Origin of the sequence: Roseitalea sp. MMSF_3546 (assembly GCF_030732865.1) — a bacterium.
Taxonomy (GTDB): Bacteria; Pseudomonadota; Alphaproteobacteria; order Rhizobiales; family Rhizobiaceae; genus Roseitalea.
Window position 1 is genome coordinate 59,545 of record NZ_JASHKB010000017.1, and the last position, 21,221, is coordinate 80,765.

At 67.2% G+C, this 21,221-nt stretch carries 19 protein-coding genes; 4 read left to right on the forward strand and 15 right to left on the reverse strand.

The window, feature by feature from the left end; translation table 11 throughout:
• The first annotated feature begins 135 nt into the window (after nucleotides 1–135).
• Nucleotides 136–1,065, forward strand: coding sequence for a deoxyribose-phosphate aldolase (gene deoC / locus RBB34_RS13785; RefSeq protein WP_306119828.1), 930 nt, complete (start codon nucleotides 136–138; stop codon nucleotides 1,063–1,065).
• 25 nt (nucleotides 1,066–1,090) lie between these two features.
• Nucleotides 1,091–3,454 carry an aldehyde dehydrogenase family protein gene (locus tag RBB34_RS13790; protein WP_306119807.1) on the forward strand — a complete coding sequence of 788 codons (2,364 nt, stop codon included), beginning with the start codon at nucleotides 1,091–1,093 and terminating at the stop codon, nucleotides 3,452–3,454.
• Between the two features lie 28 nt (nucleotides 3,455–3,482).
• Here RBB34_RS13790 and RBB34_RS13795 read toward each other — a convergent pair whose 3' ends face one another.
• The 11 genes from RBB34_RS13795 to RBB34_RS13845 all read right to left on the reverse strand — a co-directional run bounded on the left by RBB34_RS13795 (nucleotide 3,483) and on the right by RBB34_RS13845 (nucleotide 14,356).
• A complete protein-coding gene (locus tag RBB34_RS13795) occupies nucleotides 3,483–4,658 on the reverse strand; it encodes a Gfo/Idh/MocA family oxidoreductase (protein WP_306119808.1) in 1,176 nt (391 codons plus the stop codon).
• Between the two features lie 13 nt (nucleotides 4,659–4,671).
• Complete coding sequence (locus RBB34_RS13800; protein WP_306119809.1) at nucleotides 4,672–5,727, reverse strand: sugar phosphate isomerase/epimerase; 1,056 nt, start codon at nucleotides 5,725–5,727, stop codon at nucleotides 4,672–4,674.
• Between the two features lie 123 nt (nucleotides 5,728–5,850).
• Nucleotides 5,851–6,690 carry a TRAP transporter large permease gene (locus RBB34_RS13805; protein WP_346432542.1) on the reverse strand — a complete coding sequence of 280 codons (840 nt, stop codon included), beginning with the start codon at nucleotides 6,688–6,690 and terminating at the stop codon, nucleotides 5,851–5,853.
• Nucleotides 6,579–7,133, reverse strand: coding sequence for a TRAP transporter large permease subunit (locus RBB34_RS13810; protein WP_306119810.1), 555 nt, complete (start codon nucleotides 7,131–7,133; stop codon nucleotides 6,579–6,581). The genes RBB34_RS13805 and RBB34_RS13810 overlap by 112 nt, the downstream gene beginning before the upstream one ends.
• Complete coding sequence (locus RBB34_RS13815; RefSeq protein WP_306119811.1) at nucleotides 7,130–7,672, reverse strand: TRAP transporter small permease; 543 nt, start codon at nucleotides 7,670–7,672, stop codon at nucleotides 7,130–7,132. Before RBB34_RS13815 ends, RBB34_RS13810 begins: the two co-directional genes overlap by 4 nt.
• 121 nt (nucleotides 7,673–7,793) lie before the next feature.
• Nucleotides 7,794–8,789 (reverse strand): C4-dicarboxylate TRAP transporter substrate-binding protein, encoded by a 996-nt coding sequence (locus RBB34_RS13820; RefSeq protein WP_306119812.1) that lies wholly within the window; start codon nucleotides 8,787–8,789, stop codon nucleotides 7,794–7,796.
• 200 nt (nucleotides 8,790–8,989) lie between these two features.
• Nucleotides 8,990–9,841 carry an ABC transporter permease gene (locus RBB34_RS13825; RefSeq protein WP_306119813.1) on the reverse strand — a complete coding sequence of 284 codons (852 nt, stop codon included), beginning with the start codon at nucleotides 9,839–9,841 and terminating at the stop codon, nucleotides 8,990–8,992.
• A gap of 5 nt (nucleotides 9,842–9,846) precedes the next feature.
• A complete protein-coding gene (locus RBB34_RS13830; RefSeq protein ID WP_306119814.1) occupies nucleotides 9,847–10,719 on the reverse strand; it encodes an ABC transporter permease in 873 nt (290 codons plus the stop codon).
• Between the two features lie 495 nt (nucleotides 10,720–11,214).
• A complete protein-coding gene (locus tag RBB34_RS13835) occupies nucleotides 11,215–12,273 on the reverse strand; it encodes an ABC transporter substrate-binding protein (protein ID WP_306119815.1) in 1,059 nt (352 codons plus the stop codon).
• Nucleotides 12,274–12,338: 65 nt separating this feature from the next.
• Nucleotides 12,339–13,430, reverse strand: a complete 1,092-nt coding sequence (locus RBB34_RS13840; RefSeq protein ID WP_306119816.1) for an ABC transporter ATP-binding protein — start codon at nucleotides 13,428–13,430, stop codon at nucleotides 12,339–12,341.
• 251 nt (nucleotides 13,431–13,681) lie between these two features.
• On the reverse strand, nucleotides 13,682–14,356 hold the full coding sequence (locus RBB34_RS13845) for a hypothetical protein (protein WP_306119817.1): 675 nt from the start codon (nucleotides 14,354–14,356) through the stop codon (nucleotides 13,682–13,684).
• Between the two features lie 204 nt (nucleotides 14,357–14,560).
• On the opposite strand from RBB34_RS13845, the gene RBB34_RS13850 reads away from it, so the two are divergent.
• Nucleotides 14,561–15,874: an NAD(P)-binding domain-containing protein gene (locus RBB34_RS13850; RefSeq protein WP_306119818.1), complete on the forward strand. Its 1,314-nt coding sequence runs from the start codon at nucleotides 14,561–14,563 to the stop codon at nucleotides 15,872–15,874.
• 6 nt (nucleotides 15,875–15,880) lie between these two features.
• On the opposite strand, the gene RBB34_RS13855 is transcribed toward RBB34_RS13850, so the two are convergent.
• Genes RBB34_RS13855 through ugpC form a run of 4 tightly spaced genes read right to left on the reverse strand, consistent with a single transcriptional unit; the run spans nucleotide 15,881 to nucleotide 19,227 of the window.
• Nucleotides 15,881–16,726, reverse strand: a complete 846-nt coding sequence (locus tag RBB34_RS13855; protein ID WP_306119819.1) for an SDR family NAD(P)-dependent oxidoreductase — start codon at nucleotides 16,724–16,726, stop codon at nucleotides 15,881–15,883.
• Between the two features lie 4 nt (nucleotides 16,727–16,730).
• The gene (locus RBB34_RS13860; protein WP_306119820.1) at nucleotides 16,731–17,651 is read right to left on the reverse strand and encodes a ribokinase; all 921 of its coding nucleotides are present in this window, start codon (nucleotides 17,649–17,651) and stop codon (nucleotides 16,731–16,733) included.
• An 11-nt stretch (nucleotides 17,652–17,662) separates the two neighbouring features.
• The gene (locus RBB34_RS13865; RefSeq protein WP_306119821.1) at nucleotides 17,663–18,112 is read right to left on the reverse strand and encodes an RbsD/FucU family protein; all 450 of its coding nucleotides are present in this window, start codon (nucleotides 18,110–18,112) and stop codon (nucleotides 17,663–17,665) included.
• A 14-nt stretch (nucleotides 18,113–18,126) separates the two neighbouring features.
• Complete coding sequence (gene ugpC, locus RBB34_RS13870; protein WP_306119822.1) at nucleotides 18,127–19,227, reverse strand: sn-glycerol-3-phosphate ABC transporter ATP-binding protein UgpC; 1,101 nt, start codon at nucleotides 19,225–19,227, stop codon at nucleotides 18,127–18,129.
• A 302-nt stretch (nucleotides 19,228–19,529) separates the two neighbouring features.
• Between ugpC and RBB34_RS13875 the strand changes: the two genes are divergently transcribed.
• On the forward strand, nucleotides 19,530–21,206 hold the full coding sequence (locus RBB34_RS13875; RefSeq protein WP_306119823.1) for a sugar ABC transporter substrate-binding protein: 1,677 nt from the start codon (nucleotides 19,530–19,532) through the stop codon (nucleotides 21,204–21,206).
• The last annotated feature ends 15 nt before the right edge of the window (nucleotides 21,207–21,221 follow it).

Here is a 21,221-nt window from a genome sequence, read left to right on the forward strand (position 1 = left end):
CCGGCGGCAGCGTATTGCGGGAGTTCAACGGGCACGATGAGTCACAAGGCACAAAGCGCGCCGGATTCGGGCCCGGCGCTGGTCACGGCCCAACCCGTCGCCGCGCACGGGCGCAACGACCGGCGCAATCCGGGCATGGCGCTCGCCCCGGAGATGTTCGAGGGCCATGCGGTCAACCGCTCGGCCGCCGAGCGCCGCGCCGAGACCATCGTCAAGCGCCGTTCGGTCAAGAAGGAGAGCCAGGCGGCCTGGCTGATCAATGCGATCCGCTGCATGGACCTGACCACCCTCGCCGGCGACGACACGGCCGGCCGCGTGCATCGGCTGTGCGCCAAGGCGCGCCGGCCGCTGGCGCCTCATCTGGCCGAGGCGCTCGGCATCGCCGGGATGGGGCTGACGGTCGGGGCGGTCTGCGTCTATCCGACCATGGTCGCCCATGCGGTGGCCGCGCTCGAAGGGACATCGATCCCGGTCGCCTCGGTCGCCACCGGCTTTCCGGCCGGCCTGATGCCGCTGAAGCTGCGGCTCGAGGAGATCGGCTATGCGGTCGGCGAAGGCGCGCACGAGATCGACATCGTGATCACGCGCGAGCATGTGCTCACGCGCGACTGGAGCGCGCTTTACGACGAGGTTGCGGCGATGCGCGAGGCGTGCGGGCACGCCCATCTGAAGGCCATCCTCGCCACCGGTGACCTGGAGACGCTGCGCAATGTCTATGCGGCCTCGATGGTCGCCATGCAGGCGGGCGCCGACTTCATCAAGACCTCGACCGGCAAGGAGGGCGTGAACGCCACCCTGCCCGTCTCGCTGATCATGGTGCGCGCGCTGCGCGACTACGGCCTTGAAACGGGCCACAAGGTCGGCTTCAAGCCGGCCGGCGGCATGAAGACCGCCAAGGACGCGCTCGCCTGGCAGATCCTGATGAAGGAGGAACTGGGCAATGACTGGCTTACGCCCAAGCTGTTCCGCTTCGGCGCGTCCTCCATGCTCGCCGATATCGAGCGGCAACTCGAACACCACGTCACCGGCCGCTATTCGGCCGGCCACCGCCACGCGCTCGCGTGAACCGATTGCGTAAGGAACGACTGACATGAGTTCGATTGCCGAACTGGTCGAGACCATGGACTACGGTCCGGCGCCGGAAAGCCCGCAGATCGTCAATGACTGGCTGGCCGGGCATGCGAACGGTTTCGGCCACTTCATCGACGGCGGCTTCACCGAGCCGGGCGAGACCTTCGAGGTCATCAGCCCGGCGACCGGCGCCACCATTGCGCGCGTCACGCAGGGCTCGGCCGCCGATGTCGATGCGGCGGTCAGGGCGGCGCGGTCGGCGCAGGGCAAATGGGCGGCGCTGTCGGGCCATGAGCGGGCCCGCTGGCTCTACGCGCTGGCGCGGCGCATCCAGCAGCACACGCGCTTTCTGGCGGTGCTGGAGACCATCGACAACGGCAAGCCGATCCGCGAGGCGCGCGACATCGACGTGCCGCTGGTCGCCCGGCACTTCTATCACCATGCCGGCTGGGCCGAACTGGTCGAGACCGCGTTTCGCGACGCGAAACCGGTCGGCGTGTGCGGGCAGATCATTCCGTGGAACTTCCCGCTCCTGATGCTCGCCTGGAAGATCGCCCCGGCGCTGGCCGCCGGCAACACGGTGGTGCTCAAGCCGGCCGAATACACCCCGCTCACCGCGCTCGCTTTTGCCGCGATCTGCGAGGAGATCGGCCTGCCCAGGGGCGTTGTCAACATCGTCACCGGCGACGGGGCGACGGGCGAGGCGATCGTCGGCCATGAGGACATCGACAAGATCGCCTTTACCGGCTCGACCGAGGTCGGCCGGCTGATCCGGCGCGCGACGGCGGGCACGGGCAAGGCTCTGACGCTGGAGCTTGGCGGCAAGAGCCCGTTCGTCGTCTTCGCCGACGCCGATCTGGACGCCGCGGTCGAGGGCGTGGTCGATGCGATCTGGTTCAACCAGGGCCAGGTGTGCTGCGCCGGCGCGCGCATCCTCGTCGCCGAAGCGGTGGCCGACCGGTTCGGCGCGCTGCTGCGCGAGCGCATGACGCGTCTGCGCGTCGGCGACCCGCTCGACAAGTCGACCGATGTCGGCGCGATCGTCCATCCGGTGCAGCTTGCGCGCATCCGGGAACTTGTCGCGAAGGGCGTCGCCGAGGGCGCCGAACTGTACCAGGGCACCGCGCCCGACGGGTGCTTTTATCCGCCGACGCTGGCGACCGGCGTCGAGCCGGCCTCGACGCTCGCCACCGAGGAGATCTTCGGGCCCGTGGCGACGCTGACGACGTTCCGCACGCCAAAGGACGCGATCGCGCTGGCCAACAACACGCGCTACGGGCTGGCCGCCTCGGTGTGGTCGGAAAACGTCAATCTGAGCCTGTCGATCGCCAGCCAGATCAAGGCGGGCGTTGTGTGGATCAACTGCACCAATGTGTTCGACGCCGGTGCCGGTTTCGGCGGCTATCGCGAAAGCGGCTTCGGGCGCGAGGGCGGGCGCGAAGGCATGTGGGCCTATCTCGCCGTGCCAGGACCGAAGCCGGCCAGGAGCGACGACGCGCCGCCGTCGATCCCCCCCGCGCCGGGGCTGGGCGGCGCGGTGGTCGGCATCGACCGCACGGCGAAACTCTATATCGGCGGCAAGCAGAAGCGCCCCGATGGCGGCTATTCCTATCCGGTCACCCATTCCAGGGGCGCTGCGCTCGGTCTTGCCGGCCATGGCAACCGCAAGGACATCCGCGATGCGGTCGAGGCGGCGCACAGCGCGTCCGGCTGGGGTGCCGCGACCGGCCACAACCGGGCGCAGGTGCTTTACTACGTTGCCGAGAACCTGGCCGCGCGGGCCGAGGAATTCGCCAGTCGCATCAAGAGCTTCGGGGCAAGTTCGGCGAAAGCGAATCAGGAGGTCGAAGCGGCGGTCCGGCGCTGCTTCTGGTACGCCGCCCAGGCCGACAAGTTCGACGGCGCGGTGCACCAGACCAAGTCCGCCCATGTCACGCTCGCCATGCACGAACCGCTCGGCGTCATCGGCATTGCCTGTCCGACACCGTTCCCGCTGCTCGGCTTCGTCTCGCTCGTGCTGCCGGCCATCGCGATGGGCAACCGGGTCGTGGCGATCCCGTCGCAGACCCACCCGCTGGCGGCGACCGATCTATACCAGGTGTTCGACACGTCCGACGTGCCGGGCGGCGTGGTCAACATCGTCACCGGCGAACGCGACGATCTGGCCAGGACGCTCGCCGATCATGACGGCGTGGACGGGCTGTGGTATTTCGGCTCGAAGGCGGGCATTGCCATGGTCGAGCAGCGCTCGGCCGGCAACCTCAAGCAGAGCTGGTGCGAGAACGGTGGGGCGCGCGACTGGTCCAAGTCCGAGGGCCAGGGCCGGGTGTTCCTGCACCGGGCGACGCAGGTGAAGAATATCTGGGTCCCCTACGGCGAATAGCCGCGGCCGGCGAGGATGCCGGCCGATGTCAGAGCGCCAGCTTCGTCCAGGCGGCGTTGCGTTTTGACGAACGCACGCAGGCGTCGATGAAGGCCATGCCGGCGAGCCCGTCCCGTATCGTGGGAAAGGTCACCGCCGCTTCGGGCGCCGTGCCGGCGCGGCGGGCACGGATCGCCGCCGCCGCCTCGGCATAGATGTTGGCAAAGCCTTCCAGATAGCCTTCCGGATGGCCGGCGGGCACCCGGCTCAGCCGACCCGCCGCCGCGCCGGCGCCCGCTCCGTTGCGGGTGATCAGGCGCTTGGGTTCGCCCAGCGGGGTGAACCAGAGGCGGTTCGGCTCCTCCTGATGCCATTCGAGCCCGCCCCTGTCGCCATAAACGCGCAGCTTGAGCCCGTTCTCGCTGCCCGGCGCCACCTGGCTGCACCACAGCGTGCCCCGGGCGCCGCCGCGAAAGCGCAGCATGACATGGGCATTGTCGTCGAGCCGGCGGCCCTCGACAAAGCTGTGCAGATCGGCGGCCAGTTCGTCCACCTCAAGCCCGGTGACGAACTGGGCCAGATTGAAGGCGTGGGTGCCGATGTCGCCGGTCGAGCCCCCCGCCCCCGAACGCTCCGGATCGGTGCGCCAGCCGGCCTGCTTGAGGCCGGTATCCTCGACCTTTTCGGACAGCCAGTCCTGGGCGTATTCGACCTGCACCAGCCGCAGCGAGCCCAGATCGCCGTCCTCGACCATGGCGTGCGCCTGCCGGACCATCGGATAGCCGGTGTAGTTGTGCGTGAGCACGAACAGCGCCTCGGACCGCTCGGCCAGCTTCACGAGCTTTCTTGCGTCGGTCAGCGTTGCGGTCAGCGGCTTGTCGCAGATGACATGGATGCCGCGCCTGAGAAATTCGCGCGCGGGCCGGTAATGCATGTGGTTGGGCGTGACGATGGCGACCGCCTCGATGCCTTTTCCCAGCCGCGCCTCGCGCCTGGCCATCTGCGCGAAATCGCCATAGATGCGGTCATCGGGCAGGCCCAGATCGCGGCCCGAGGCCAGCGATTTCTCCGCCGTTGCGCTGAACGCGCCGGCGACGAGTTCGAAATGGCCGTCGAGCCGCGCGGCGATGCGGTGCACCGCGCCGATGAACGCGTCGCGCCCGCCGCCGACCATGCCAAGCCGGATCGGGCGATTGTCCCCTTGCGCGTTGCGTGTGCCTGACATCGGTTCGCTCCCTTCACGCAAGTCCGAGCATGGCACGATTGGCGGCCTCGTCCGCGCCCGCGTCGGCAAAGTCGTCGAAGGCCCGGTCGGTCACGCGAATGATGTGGTCGCGCACGAAGGCCGCGCCCTCGCGGGCGCCGTCCTCGGGATGCTTGAGCGCGCATTCCCATTCGACGACCGCCCAGCCGTCGAAATCGAAATGGGCGAGCTTGGAGAAGATGGCGCGGAAATCGACCTGGCCGTCGCCGAGCGAGCGAAAACGCCCGGCCCGGTCCACCCAGGACTGATAGCCGCCATAAACGCCCTGCCGGCCGGTCGGGTTGAACTCGGCATCCTTGACGTGAAACATGCCGATGCGGTCGTGGTAGATGTCGATGTTCTCGAGATAGTCGAGCGCCTGCAGCACGTAATGGCTGGGGTCGTAGAGCATCCTGGCGCGCCGGTGGCCGCCGACGCGCTCCAGGAACATCTCGAAGCTCGCGCCGTCGTGCAAATCCTCGCCGGGATGGATCTCAAAGCACAGATCGACGCCGTTGGACTCGGCATGGTCGAGCAGCGGCCGCCAGCGCGCGGCCAGTTCGTCGAAGGCAGCGTCGATCAGCCCGGCCGGGCGCTGCGGCCAGGGGTAGACGTAGGGCCAGGCGAGCGCCCCCGAAAAGGTGGCAAGCGCGCCCAGGCCCAGATTGCGCGAGGCGGCGATCGCCGCTTGCACCTGATCGGCCGCCCAGGCCTGCCGCGCCCTCGGGTCGCCATGAAGCTGCGGCGGTGCAAAGCCGTCAAAGGCGATGTCATAGGCCGGGTGGACGGCGACGAGCTGGCCCTGCAAATGGCAGGAAAGCTCGGTCACCGTCACGCCGTTTTCGGCGGCCCGGCCCTTGAAGTCGTCGCAATAGTCCCTTGACGTGGCCGCCTTTTGCAGGTCGATGAAGCGGGCATCCCAGCTCGGCACCTGCACGCCGACATAGCCGCAATCGGCGGCCCATCCGGTGATCGCGTCCCAGGAATTGAACGGCGGCTCGTCGCCGGCGAACTGCGCCAGAAACAGCGCCGGTCCCTTGATCGTCTTCATTGCGGCCTCCTGCCCGACACAAAGCCACTTGCGATGTCGCACGGCAATGCGCGCATTGGCAATCGCCGATTGGCCAGAGCCTGGCTTGCGCGGGGCGACCGGGCCGAGACGAGCGCCCGCGCCCTACATCAGGAGATTGGGCAGGAACAGGGAGATCTGCGGCACCATCGTCACCAGAAGCAGCACCGCGAACAGCGCGATCAGCATGGGCAGGGACTCGCGCACGAAGGCCTCGACCTTCACGCCGACGATGCCGGTGGTCGAATAGATCAGCGTGCCGACCGGCGGGGTGACGCCGGCGATCGTCAGGTTGACGACCATCACCACGCCGAAATGCACCGGATCGACGCCGATCCGGTCGGCCAGTGGCGCCAGAAGCGGCGTCAGCAGGATCAGCGCCGCGCTGCCCTCCAGCAGCATGCCGACCAGCACCAGGAACACATTGATGAGCAGCAGCAGGAGCAGCGGGTTCTCGGTGATGCCGATCAGGATTTCGCCGGCCTGCTGGGGAATGCGCTCCCATGACATGTAAAAGCCGAAGGCCTGGGCCGCGCAGATGATCAGCATGACGATGGCGGTGGCCAGCACGGCCTCCGAAAGGACTGCTGGCAGCTTCGAAAACGCCAGATCGCGATAGATGAAGAGGCCGACGATCAGGGCGTAGACGACCGCGATCGCGCCGGCCTCGGTGGGCGTGAAGAAGCCGTAGCGAATACCGCCGACGATGACCACGGGCAGGCCGAGCGCCCAGGCACTCTCGCGCAGGGCGATGCCGCGTTCGCCCCAGCTCGCCCTGGTCTCGCGCGAGGGCAGATAGTTGCGGCGTCTGGCGACCATGTGCACGACCAGCATCAGCGACAGGCACAGGAGGATGCCCGGCACGATGCCGGCCAGGAACAGCCGGCCGATGGAGACATTGGCCAGAAACCCGTAGAGCACCATGCCGATGCCTGGCGGGATGATCGGCGCGATGATCGACGAGCAGGCCGTGATGGCGGCGGAAAACCCGGCGCGTAGCCGCGCTTGGTCATTTCGGGCACGATGATCTTGCTCTGGACGGCCGCGTCGGCATTGGCCGAGCCGGACATGCCGCCCATCAGTGTCGACAGCAGCACATTGACCTGGGCCAGGCCGCCGATCATGTGGCCGACCATGGCGTCGGCCAGCGCCATCAGCCGGCGCGTGATGCCGGCGTGGTTCATCAGGACGCCGGCCAGGATGAAGAACGGCACCGCCAGGAGCGGGAAGGAATGGGTGACGCTGACCATGCGCTGGACATACACGCCCAGCGGCACGCCGGTGGTGGTCAGGAAGAAGAACAGCGCGGCGATGCCGATGGCGAAGGCCACCCGCACATTGGCCGCAAGCAGGCCCAGCATGATCAGGGCGGGCGCGTATTCGGTCATGACGGTTCGGGGCCCTGACGGTTCTCGACCGCTTCCAGCGCCGGGTGGATGCCGGTGCGCAGGCGCTCTAGCATGTGCAGGACATGGTGCACCAGCATCGAGCCGAAGGACAGCACGACCGCCAGATAGACCCAGGTGAAGCTGATGCGCAGCACCGGCGAGGGCCGCTCATTGGCGTCGATCATGATGCCGAAGGCGAGCCAGAGCGTGTAGGCGAGAAAGGCAAGCACAAGCAGGTCGGCGAGCCAGGCGAGCGGGCCGGCGACCGCACGCGGCAGGATGCGGGTGATGGCGTCGACGCTGACATGCATGTGCCGGCGCATCGCCCCGGCCGCGCCCAGGAAGACGACCCAGGTGAAGGACAGGCTGGCCAGTTCGGTCGCCCAGGTGGCCGGAGTCTGCGTGACATGGCGGGTGATCACGCCATAGCTCACCGCCACGACGACGACGCACAGGGCGACGACGGCCAGGGTCTCCTCCCAGCGCGACAGCACCGTCCTGATGGCCGAGCCGAGGGTGATGGGGTTTGACGCGTTCATTGGCCCGCACCGGTCGCAGCGCGCCCGACCGCCCGGTCGATGCGCAATGGCTGCTCGAAGGGAAACAACAGTGCGCCGGACCGGACAGCTTGTCCAGCCCGGCGCACAAAGCCGTCCGGCGTCACTCGGCCAGGATCGACTGCACGGTGTCGACGAGCCCGTCCGACCAGGCGGGGAAGGCCTCGTAGACCGGCAGGGTCGCCTCGCGCATGGCGGCCCGGTCGACCTCCTCGACGAAGGTCACGCCCTCGGCCTCGAGCATGTCGATGAACTCGCCCTGCTTTTCCTGAACCAGGTTGGTCATGAAGTCGCCGGCATCGAGCGCGGAGGTGCGCAGCACGTCCTGCAGATCCTCGGGCATGGAAGCGAACAGTTCGTCATTCATGGCAAGGCCGATCCAGGCGTAGAAATGGCCGGTCATGGAGATCGTCTTGGCGCTCTCGTAGAGACTTGCGCCGTAGATCGAGCCGAGCGGGGCTTCGGCGGCGTCGACGACACCGGAGGCGAGCGCGCCATAGACCTCGGGCCAGGCGACCTGTTCGCCGCGCGCGCCCAGCGCCTTGAACGTCTCGATCCACATCACGTTGGGCGGCACGCGGATCGAAAGCCCGTCGAAGTCGTCGACCGTGCGCACCTCCTGGTTGGAGATGACGTTGCGGTCGCCGAAGAACCAGTTGAGCGCGAGCAGTTCGAGATTGGTGTCATCGCGCAGCTGGTCGACCAGGCCGGCATACCAGTCCGAATTGACGATCTTCTGGAAGTCGCCGGGCTCGTCGAGCAGGTAGGGTCCGTTCAGAATGCCGAAATCGGGCAGGAAGTCGGACAGGTAGCCCGGATCGGCCAGGATGATGATCTGCGCGCCCAGATCGACCTGCTCGTACATTTCAAGATTGGTGCCGAGCTGGCCGCCGGCAAAGACCTCGGCCTCGATGCGCCCGTCGCTGCGCTCCTCGAGGAGCGAGGCGAAATGCTCGAGCGCCTCGTGCACCGGCTCGCTGGCCGAGGTCACGTGCGGGATGCGGAAGGTGTATTCCTGGGCCAACGCCGTGCCGGCGGTCAGGGTGACGGCGGCGGCAAGGGCCAGGCCGGCCGGCCGGGCGAAACGGGTCGATGTCATGTCAGTCTCCTCCTCAAGGCGGGCAACGCGAAAACGCTGCCCCCGTCCTGTCTCAAGAGCCGGGCACATGGTTCGCCCGGATCCCGCGAAAACCTACACGTTTTTCACATGCGAAGCAAATTTTCATGTGTAAAAAGCAAATGCCGTTTGCTTGTGCGGGCGAACAGCAATGGCGGCAGATTCGGCGGCCGGCGTGCGGCTCAGTAGGCGCTGCCGCGCAGGCGCTCGGACCTTCGGCGCAGGAACTCCAGCGTGACCAGCAGCGCGATGGAGATCAGGATCAGAAGGGTCGCGACGGCCAGGATGGTCGGGTTGATCTGCTCGCGCAGGCCCGAGAACATCTGGCGCGGAATGGTGCGCTGTTCGGGACCGGCGAGGAACAGCACCAGCACCACTTCGTCGAAGGATGTGACGAAGGCGAACAGCCCGCCGGAAATGACGCCGGGCCTGATCAGCGGGATGACGATGTCGAAGAAGGCGCGCAGCGGCGAGGCGCCAAGGCCGAGCCCGGCATTGTAGAGCGAGCGGTCGAAGCCGGCGAGCGTGGCGGTGACGGTGATAATGACGAAGGGCACGCCGAGCGCGGCATGGGCGATGACGAGCCCGGCATAGGTGCCGACAAGGTTGAAGCGCGTGTAGAAGAAGAACATGCCGGCGGCGATGATGATCAGCGGCACGATCATCGGCGACAACAGGAGCGCGGTGATCAGCCGCCGGAACGGCATGGAGGGCGAGGACAGGCCGACGGCCGCGATCGTGCCGAGCGTCGTGGCGAGCAGCGCCGCCAGAATGCCGATGATGAAGCTGTTCTGCACCGACAGGATCCAGCGCTCGTCCTCGATGATGCCGCGGTACCAGCGCAGCGAATAGGCGTCGGGATCGAAGGCCAGCATGCCCTCGGTGAACGAGAAGAACGGCTCGGCGTTGAACGACAGCGGGATGATCACCAGGATCGGCAGCATGAGGAAGGCCAGCACCAGATAGGCCGACCATTGCAGCGCGTAATGGCCGACGATGTGAGCGGGGCTGAACCAGGCGGGAAGACGCTTCATGGACCCTATCCCAGCTTGATGTTGCCGGCGCCGACGAACCGGTCATAGAGCCAGTAGAGCGCGACGATCATCGCCAGAAGCAGCGAGCCGAGCGCGGCGGCCAGCTCCCAGTTGTTGGACTGCTGCATGTGGAAGGCGATGATGTTGGAGATCATCTGCCCGTCCGTGCCGCCGACCAGAGCCGGCGTGATGTAGTAGCCCACCGAAATGATGAAGACGAGCAGCGCGCCGGCGCTCAGTCCGGGCAGCGTCATCGGCAGGTAGACGCGCAGGAAGGCGCCCAGCGGCGTGCTGCCCAGCGACATGGCCGCGCGCGTGTAGCTGGGATCGATGCCGCGCATCACCGAATACAGCGGCAGAACCATGAAGGGCAGCAGGATGTGCGTCATCGCCAGGATGGTGGCAAAGCGCGTATAGAGCATTTCGAAGGGCTCATCGATGACGCCGATGGCCATCAGGGTGGAATTGATCACCCCGTTCGTCTGCAACAGCGCGATCCAGGAGGTCGTGCGCACCAGAAGCGAGGTCCAGAACGGCAGCAGCACGAAGATCATCATCAGATTGGCCGCCGAAGTCGAAACGCTGGCCATGTAATATGCCAGCGGATAGCCAAGCAGCAGCGTGAGCACCGTGATGATCAGCGCCATCTGCAGGGTACGCAGGTAAAGGTCGATATAGATGCGCGCGCCCTCGCGGCGCTGGATGCTGCCGTCCTCGGTCATCTCCAGATCGAGCGCGGTCAAATAGTAGGAGGGCGTGTAGATCGCGCCGGCATCGTCGATCGCCTTCCAGATGCCGACCTCGCCCCAACGTTCGTTCGCCTCGATCAGCATCTGCGCGCCGCGAGCGGCGAGTTCGGCATCGTCGGCCCGCCGCACGGGCCGTCGACTTGACGACGCTGGACGTGCCCGGAATCTGCCGGTTGATCTCCTCGGCCAGACGACCGGACAGGCGGTCATTGGCAAGGCGCTTGAGATCGACGGCGAACTGGTTGCGCGCCGCCTCGGGCGGCAGTTGCTCGCGGTCCCAGGCCTCGAGCGCGGCGAGGGTGTCGGGCACCAGATTGGCGACGACGGGGTTGTGGACGCTGCGGAACAGCATGGTGCCGATCGGCGCGACGAAGGCAAAGGTCAGAAAGACCAGCAGCGGGGCGACGAACAGGAAGGCGGCCAGCCTGCGCCGGCGGGTCTCGCGGCGGGCCAGTTCGACATCGGTGCGCGACAGGCGGCTGTCGATGGACCTGGCGCGCGGCACGACGCCCCCGGGCCGGGCCAGTTCGCGATCGGCAGGCATGTCGGACATGGCTCGTTCCTGTCGCCTATCGGGGATGGCCCGCGCGCCGGAGGGCGGCGCGCGGGATCTTGGGTGTCAGGTCAGTTCAGCAGCCATTCGTTGAACCGCTCACCGAGCGACTCGCCGAAATCGGCCCAGAAGATCCCGTCCGCCTTGATGCCCTTGTCGAGATGGGCGGTCGGCAGGTTATCCTTGATGCCGGGATCGAGATATTGCTGCGCGGACACTCGCGTGGGGCCGTAGGCAACGTCCTGCATGCCGGCCAGCGGCTTGGACTGGGTGGCGAACTTGATGAAGTCCATGGCCAGTTCGGGCTGGTCGGTGCCCTCCATGATCGCCCACACGTCAAGGTCGTAGACATGGCTGTCCCAGACGATCCGGAACGGGGCGCCATCGTCCTCGATCGCCGCGAAGATGCGACCATTGGCCGACTGCACCATCTGCGCACCGCCATCGTTGAGAAGCTGCGGCGCCTGGCTCCAGCTGTCGAACCAGACGATGTCGTCCTTGATCGTGTCGAGCTTGGCGAAGGCGCGGTCCTGGCCCTCTTGGGTCGCCAACACCTCATAGACCTGATCGGGGTCGACGCCATCGGCCAACAACGCCCATTCCAGGTTCACCTGAGGCCGCTTGCGCAGGGCGCGCTTGCCAGGGAAGTCGGCGGTGTTGAAGAAATCCTCGATGGTCTCGGGCTGGGGACCCTCGTTCTCCTCGTTGACCGCGAAGATGATCGTCCAGACGATGTTGCCGACACCGCATTCATTGGCGAGCGCGTCGGGAATGAAGTCCTCGCTGGCCGGCGTGCCGTCATCGCCCGGCGGCAGGAGCGATTGGTCGATGACCTGCACATAGCCTTCCGAGCAGGCCCGCTCGAGGTCGATCACCTCGATATCGACCACATCCCACTGGACGTTGCCGGCCTCGACCTGTGCCTTCATCTCGGCGACGCCGCCGCCATAGTCCTCGAACAGGAACTCGTTGCCGGTCGCCTCGGCCCACGGGTCGAGCATGTGCTCCTTCTGCGCGGCGCCATAGGCGCCTCCGAAGGAGACGATGGTCAGCGGCTCGGCCGCCGCCGGCAGCACCGCGGTCGCGGCAAGGGCCGCCGATGCGGCCAGCAATGTGGGTAGTCGTTTCATAGGCACTCTCCCTGTTGTTGCGGGCCAAGGGGCCGACGCCCCGCGCCCTTTCATGCCCCGCGCCCCTAGGCGGGAAACGCGATGCAATCCTTGGTCAGCCAGACAAGCGATCCCTCATCGCCTTCGGTGAAATCGGGTGCGGCAAGATCGTTGAGGACCTTGATGGTGATCTCGGCGCCGCCCTCGAAGCGGAAATAGTAGCGGATGAAGTCGCCGACGTAATGGTGGGTGACATGGGCGGCGGTCACCGCATTGTCATAGGCGTGGCTCGTTGGCTGAATGAACAGCTTTTCGGGCCGCACCGAAATGATGCAGTCGCGCCCCGGCTCGAGCCTCTCGCCGGCAATGGCGGTGATGACCGCCCCGCCCGGACCGGCGATCTTCGCATGGCCGTTGTCCATGGCCTCGACCTTGCCGGGGATAAAGTTGTTCTCGCCGATGAATTCGGCCACGAAGGCGTTGGCCGGCTGCTCGTAGAGCGCGGCCGGGTCGGCGCATTGCTGCACGACGCCGTCATTGAACACGGCGATGCGCGTCGACATCGAAAGCGCCTCGGTCTGATCGTGGGTGACGTAGATCACGGTGAAGCCGAGTTGCTCGTGCAGGCGCGTGATCTCGTATTGCATCTGCTCGCGCAGCTTCTTGTCGAGCGCGCCCAGCGGCTCGTCCATCAGGATCAGCGTCGGCTCGAAGATCAGCGCCCGGGCGAGCGCGACGCGCTGGCGCTGGCCGCCCGAAAGCTGGGCTGGAAAGCGGCCGCCATAATCGTCGAGCTCGACCAGGCGCAGATATTCCTGCACGCGCTCCCTGATCTGCGCCTTGGACATGGAGCGCACCTGCAACGGATAGGCCAGGTTCTCGGCGATCGTCATGTGCGGGAACAGGGCATAGTTCTGGAAGACCATGCCGATATTACGCTTGTAGGGCGCGGTGCGGTTGATCGACTGGCCGGACAGCAGGATGTCGCCGCTGGTGACGCTCTCGAAGCCGGCCAGCATCATCAGCACCGTGCTCTTGCCCGAGCCCGACGGCCCCAAAAGCGTGATGAACTCGCCCTTCTGAACGTCGAGGCTGAAGTCCTTCACCACGAGCGTCTTCTGGTCGTAGCTCTTGCGAACTGCATCGAAACGCAAAAACGCGCCCGCCGTACCCGACATACTGCCTCCCCAAACACGCGCAGCCTGCGCCTTGCGAAACGGGCGGGCTGTCCACTTGCCGCCATTGGCGGCACCGCCGCGAACACCGTATTGAATCTCTAGCGCCGCGTGCAAGACGAAAGATCAATCATCGTGCACAGGCCGCAGGCAGATCCCCTGCCCTTTTCGCCGGCAAGGCCGAAAGCTGGCAAATCGAATCAGGCAAGTTGCCGAAGGCGCTGATACGCCAGCGCTTTATCGCGCAAGCCCGTTCAGCGGCGGCGGCGATAGACGGCGACGATCTCGTCGACGACGCGCTCCTGGAGCGCCTTCTGGTTGACGATGTTCCAGTGACTGGCAGCCCCCAGTTCGGGCAGGTTCCGGATGTCGACATTGACGATCTGCCCGTCAAAGCCGCGCCCGGGGCGGTACCGGCCGGGGTCGTCGCGGTCGCCGGAGGCCTTGTAGTTGACGAACCTGTCGACGCCGGCGGGCACCCGGATCGCGCCGAGCGGATCGAAGACGATGGCCAGGTCGACACCGATGCCGTCATCGGTCAGCTCGCGCACCATGGCGTGGACCGTGCCCGCGCCCAGCGAATGGCCGGCCAGGACGACCGGGCCGTCATAACCGGCCGCATGGGCCTTGCGGATCTCCTCGAGGCTGGCGTCCCGTGCCGACCAGCTCAGCGCCCTGGCCGGCACGCCGCGCGCGGCCAGCGCCTCGACCATTTCGTTGATGCCGGTCGAAAAGGCGCCGTTGAAGCCGCCGCGGAACAGGTAGATCTGCGGCCGGTCGCGCAGCGCGACCGAACGGGTGCCGGCGGCGGAGGCGGCATAGCCGCTGCCCAGTTCGCCCTCGCCGCCATCGGCGGTGCACGCGGCGGCGAACAGTGCGAGCGTCACAACGGCCAGCAGCCTGCGGGCGAGATTGGCGACGGCGCCCATTGCGGTCCCCGTGATCGAACGGCCGGCCGGAATCGGCCCGCCCCTTCCGTGCGGCAATTTGCGCCGCCGGGCGCCAAGGTCAAGGCCGACGCCGCGATCGGGCACGATGGCGGCGCACGAATCGGGCCGGCGTTGTGGCATGGCCACAGTTGACGCGCGGGGGACGCCGACCCATAGCTCCGGCATGGGGCGATGAGGCACGAGATGGCAGATGCCAGGCGACATCACAGCACCTGCGTGATCGGCGCGGGCCCGTGCGGGCTGACCGCGATCCGCAACCTTCGCGCCCAGGGCATCGACGACATGGTCTGCCACGAGGCGATGGATGCGACCGGCGGGCTGTGGGCGTACAGCGCCGATCCGGGCCGGCCGAGCGTCTATGACAGCGCCCATATCATCTCGTCCAAGCGGCTTTCCGATTTCCGCGGCTTTCCGATGCCCGAGACCTATCCGGACTTTCCCTCGCACCGGCAGATCCTTGCCTATTTCCGCGCCTATGCGGAGCGGTTCGACCTGAACCGGCACGTCCGGCTGAACTCGAAGGTGGAGACCGCCGAGCGCCGTCAGGGCGGCGGCTGGCGGCTGACGGTCAGCGACGCCGACGGCCGGCACGAGGAAACGGCCGACAATCTGGTCGTCGCCGCCGGCCACCACCGCATCGCCTTCACGCCGGAGCTCGCGGGTCGGTTCGACGGCACCCAGATGCATTCGGCCGATTATCGCTCGGCGGAGGGCTTTGCCGGCAAGCGCGTGCTGGTGGTCGGGGCCGGCAATTCGGCCTGCGACATCGCCGCGGCGCTGGCGCGCATCGCCGATCATGTCAGCGTGTCGCTGCGCACGCCGCAATACGTCGTGCCCAAGACGGTGTTCGGCCGGCCGATCGACATCCAGTACCGCAAGCTGCAGAAGCTGCCGCGCGCGATCCGCGATGCGGTGCTGCAGCGCGGGCTGCGCCTCATCGTCGGCCCCTATGCGCGGTACGGCCTGCCGCAGCCCTCGGCCCATGTGCTGTCGACGCACCCGACGCTGAACACCGACATTCTCGAACAGCTCACCCATGGCAAGGTGACGGTGCGCCGGGCGACGGTTTCGGCCGAGGGGACGCAGGTGCGCTTTGCCGATGGCGAGACGGCCAGCTTCGATACGATCATCTGGGCGACGGGTTACGTCACCCGGTTCGACTTCTTGAAGGACCGCCGGTTCGACTGGTCCGACAGCCTGCGCCTGCCGCTTTACATGAAGATCTTTCCCGTCGAGATGGACGACATCTTCTTTGTCGGGCTGATCCAGCCGCTGGGCTGCATCTGGACGCTGGCGGACTACCAGTCCGAGCTCGTCGCCCACGCGATCGCCGGGCGGTGGCGGCGGCCGGCCGACATGGCGGCGCGACTGACGCGCGAGCACGCGGTCGATGCGGCGCGCTTCCGCAACACGGCGCGCCACGCCGTCGAGGTCGATTTCCACGACTATCTCAGATTGATGCGGCAGGAGCTGGGTGGCGTGCGCGCAGCGGCGTGAAACCGATCAGTCCCCGTCTCCGGCAAAGCGCGGATCGCGCACGCAGGCATTGAAGTCGATCTTGATCGCCGCGGCGCGCGCATTGACGATCCCGTAAAGGTCGGGCTGGGTGAAGATGTAAAGCCGATTGGCGACCATGCAATCGGCCACCCATTCGCCGACGATCGCCGGATCGATGCCCTGCTCGACGTTCTCGCCCGCCTGGCGCATGAGCGCGCTGTCGTCCTGCGCTGTCCCGGTCCGGAACGAGGGCCGGCGACGCTGCGCGCGGTGGATGCCGGTCCGCACCCAGCCCGGACACAGCACGCTGACGCCGATGCCTTCGGGCTCGAGTTCCTGCCGCAGCGTTTCGGAATAGCCGACGACGGCGAATTTGGTTGCCGTGTATGGCCCGCCGCCGGGCACGGCCCAGTGCCCGGCGATCGAGGCGGTGTTGACGATGTGGCCGCCCTCGCCATGGCCGCGGATCAGCGGCACGAAGGTTTCCACGCCATGGACCACGCCCATCAGATTGATGTCGACGATCCAGCGCCAGTCCTCGAGCGGGATCTCGCCGGTCCTGCCGTCGAGCGACACGCCGGCATTGTTGACCAGCACGTGAACCTTGCCCAGGCGCGACACCGTTTCATCGGCGGCGGCGCGCATCTGGACCGGATCGGCGACATCGCAAACGGTGGTCGCCACCGCGATCCCCTGCCCGGCCAGATCGTCGGCCGCGCGTGCCAGCGCATCGGCATCGATATCGGCGAGCATGACGCGCGCGCCGCGACGGCCGAGGCTGGCGGCGATGGCAAGTCCGATGCCGGCGGCCCCGCCGGTGACGAAGGCCGTCCTGGCGCTGAAATCCTGCATGGCCTCAGCGACCGGCCAGCAGCGCGTCGATCTCGCCGCGATCGGGCATGGAGGGCGCGGTGCCCGGCCGGGTTACCGAGATGCCGGCGGCGGCGCAGCCAAAGCGCACGGCATCGACCGGAGCGCGCCCCTCGGCGAGCGCGACGGCAAAGGCGCCGTTGAACGCATCGCCCGCGCCGGTCGTCTCGCGCACCAGGCCGGCATCGAAGGCGGGCACGTGCTCGGACTGGCCGGGGCCGTGGATCAACGCACCGTTGGCGCCGAGCGTGATGACGGCGGTGCCGACGCCCTTGGCAAGGAGCGCATCGGCGGCGGCGCGCGCCTGGTCGAGGGTGACGACCTCGAGCCCGGTCAGTTCGGCGGCCTCGGTCTCGTTGGGCGTCAGATAGTCGCACAGCGCGAACATCGCATCATCGAGCGCGGCGGCCGGCGCCGGGTTGAGCACGGTCGCCACCTTGTTCTGCCTGGCGATCTCGAGCGCCCGGTGCGCCGCCGGCAGGGGCTGTTCGAGCTGTGTGACGAAGACCGAGGCGCCCTCGATATGCGCCCGGCTGGCCTCGATGTCGGCCGCGTCGATTCCGGTCGCCGCGCCGGGGCAGACGATGATGGCGTTGTCGCCGGTCCGCGCGTCGACGAAGATGTAGGCGGCGCCGGTGTAGCTGTGCGGATCGTGGGTGGCAGCGGCGGTGACGCCGGCATCGGCCCAGGTCTTCAGCGCCAGTTCGGCGAACGCATCCTCGCCAAGGCGCGTGATGAAGGTGACATCGCCGCCCGCGCGCGCCGCAGCCACGGACTGGTTGGAGCCCTTGCCGCCGGGGCCGAGCACGAAATCCTCGCCAAGGATCGTCTCGCCCATGCGCGGCTGGCGCGCCGCGCGGTAGGATGTGTCGGCGACGAATACGCCCAGGATCGCGATGCTGGCCACGGCACCCTCCGCTATGCGTCCGGCCCGATGACGCCCTTGCGGAAGGCGAAGCAGCCGTAAAAGCGCCGTTCATGGGTCTGGATCACGCAATAGGCCTTCCTGGCCCGCTCGTAGAAGGCATAGCGCTCGATGCCGATCATCGTCCAGGGACTGCCCTGGGCGGCGTCGATCTTCGCCTGCACCTGCTTTTGCACCTGCGGTATCGTGTCCGGCTCGCCGACCACCTCCATGCGCGCGGCCGCGTCGTCGACGAAGGTGTCGAGCGGCAGCACCGACAACACCGCCTCGACGACCTCGGCGGCGGGCGCGTCGATCCGCAGCAGCTTGCCGATCACGGTCTGGCGCGCCACCGAATCGGCGGGAAAGTTCGTGTCGGCAATGATCAGATCGTCGCCATGGCCCATGGCGCGCAGCGCCCGCAACACATCGGCATTGAGCAAGGGATGGATGCCCTTGAGCATGTCGGTTCTCCTTCTCAGGCGTTTTCGGCGGCGGCCGGCGCCGCGGCGGCACGGGTTTCGGTGATGCGCTGGCCGGTCCGGCCGTCGAACAGATGCAGCGTGCCGGGCCGTGGCCGCAGGGTCAGCGTCTGGCCCGGCTCGAAATGATGGCGCTCGCGGAACAGCGCGACCAGCGTGTGTTCGCCCACACGCGTGAACACCAGCGTCTCCGAGCCGGTCGGCTCGATGACCGAGACGGTGGCCGCAAAGCCTTCCTCGGCCAGTTCCAGATGCTCGGGCCTGATGCCGCAGGTGACCTTGCTGCCGGGGACGGCGCCCGTTGCGGGCATGTCGAAGCGCACGCCGCCGCCGGAAAACACCGGCGGGTCGCCGGGCTCGATGACGCCCTCGATCATGTTCATTGCGGGCGAGCCGATGAAGGTGGCGACGAAGGTGTTGGCCGGGACGTCGAACAGTTCGAGCGGGGTGCCCATCTGCTCGACATGGCCGTCGCGCATGACCACGATCCGGTCGGCCATTGTCATCGCCTCGACCTGATCGTGGGTGACGAAGATGGTGGTGGTCTTCAGCCGCTGGTGCAATTCCTTGATCTCGGTGCGCATCTGCACGCGAAGCTGGGCGTCGAGGTTGGAAAGCGGCTCGTCGAACAGGAACACCTGCGGGTCGCGAACCAGCGCCCGGCCCATGGCGACGCGCTGGCGCTGGCCGCCCGAGAGCTGGCGCGGGTAGCGCTTGAGATAGGGTTCGAGACCCAGAATGCCGGCGGCCTGACGCACGCGCTCGGCGACCTCGGCCTTGCCGGCGCCCTTCAGGCGCAGCGAGAACCCCATGTTCCGCTCGACCGTCATGTGCGGATAGAGCGCGTAGGTCTGGAACACCATGGCGATGTCGCGATCCTTGGGCGCGACGCCGTTGACCACCCGATCGCCGATCGAGATGGTGCCGCCGGTGATCGGCTCGAGGCCGGCGATCATGCGCAGCAATGTCGACTTGCCGCATCCCGACGGCCCCACGAGCACGACGAACTCGCCGTCATGGATCTCAACGTCGATGCCATGGATGACCTCGACATTGCCGTAGGACTTGCGCACACCGGCGATTCCAACCTCGGCCATTGTTCCTCCCTGCGCCCGACCGGCCTCGAAATGGACATGAGCGCGGTCGCAATTGCAAGCCCCCGGCATCCGCCGAAGGGCCGGCCGGAGCGCCCCATATCGCCGTCAATCGATTGACTTGCAAGACAAAGCCGCCATACTCGACCCCGACGGGCAGGGGCGGCAAGGCGAGGTGTCGCGACCGTTGCCGGCGCCGGGCCGGAGGAGGCTCCGGCGCATTTGGACGGCAACACGACCATGGCTTGGCCATGCCCGATCGTTCACGCGGGCAATCCGCTGCGTTTCCACCTGGGAGGAAATCGATGAGAGTTGACATCTACAAAAGGCTGATGGCGCTGCAGGCAAGCCGGCGCGCGGTGCTCAAGGGCGCGGCGGGTGCGGCGAGCGTGGCCGCCGCCTCTGGCGGGCTCGGCGGGCTGGTGACGCGCCCGGCCTATGCGCAGTCCGATCTGCGCGCCGAAATCCTCAAGATCCCCGGCGTCGGCATGGGCTCGCCGGGCGATGCCGAGTGGCAGAAAGTCGGCGAAATGTGCCTGGGCGGCACGCGCGAGACCGTGCAGGAAGGCGAATTCGAGGGCGTCGAGCTGTCCTTCATGGGGCTCAACAACCAGAATTTGCACAACTTCCTGTTCCGCGGCTTCCTCAAGCCGTGGGAGGCCTATACCGGCGCGCGGATCAACTGGATCGACCTGGCCCAGGCGGACTACAATCCGCGTCTGCAGCAGTCGATCGCCACCGGCACGGTCGATTTCGACATTCTGGAGATGGGCGCGCCGTTCGAAGGCGACACCGCCGGCAAGGGCCTTCTGAACGAGATGCCCGACTGGGTGAAATCGCTGATCGACATGGACGATTATGTCGACTACCTCAAGGCGCCGGTCGGCACCTGGGACGGCAAGACCTATCGCATCTCCATCGACGGCGACGCCCACACGATGGCCTTCCGGACCGACTATTACGACAATGAGGAGTTCGCCCAGGCCTGGGCCGAGGCCGGCAACGACACGCCCTGGCAGCCGCCGCGCACCTGGGCCGAGGTCAATGCGCATTCGAAGTTCCTCGCCGGCCGCACCGATCCGCTGACCGGCCTGCCCGCGCACGGCTTCCTCGACCCGCTGAAGATCACCTGGGGCGGCTTCGGCTTCTACTTCCTGGGCGACCGCGCCGCGCCCTATGCCAAGCACCCGGACGATCCGGCCTGGCTGTTCGACCCCGACACCATGAAGCCGCGGGTGAACAACCCCGCCTTCGTGCGGGCCATCGAGGAGGTCATGGAGCTGATCGCCACCGAGGGCGCCTATCCGCCCGACCAGCTCAACGCCGACCCCAACACCACCGCCTTCCAGCAGTTCCTGGCCGGCACCGGCGCGATGCTGACATGGTGGGGCGATGTCGGTTCGAACGCACGCACCTCGGACACCTCGGTGGTCGGCGACGTGGTCGGCTTTTCGACCAATCCGGGCGCCGAACAGGTCTACAACTCGCAGACCGGCGCCTGGGAAGACATGATGAACGAGGCGCCCAACAACGCCTATATCGGCTGGGGCATCTACGTCACCAGCCGGGTCGAGGGCGACGAGAAGAAGCGCAAGGCCGCCTGGTCGGCCGCCGCGCATCTGGGCGGCAAGGACCTGTCGCTGTGGACCTCGGCCTATCCGTCCGGCTTCCAGCCCTACCGCAACTCACACTTCAATTTCGACGAGTGGGAGAATGCCGGGTACGACCGCGACTTCGTGGAGGACTATCTGGGCTCGAACGCGGACAGCTACAACCACCCCAACGCCGCCATCGAGCCGCGCATTCCGGGCATCTTCCAGTACTATTCGGTCGCCGAGGACGAGCTCGCAAAGGGCTTTGCCGGCCAGTACGGCTCGGCGCAGGAGACGGCCGATGCGATCGCCGAAGCCTGGGAGCGCATTACCGACCAGATCGGCCGCGAGTCGCAGATCGCCCTCTACAAGGCCTCGCTGGGCATGTAACGCAGCGGCGGGGGG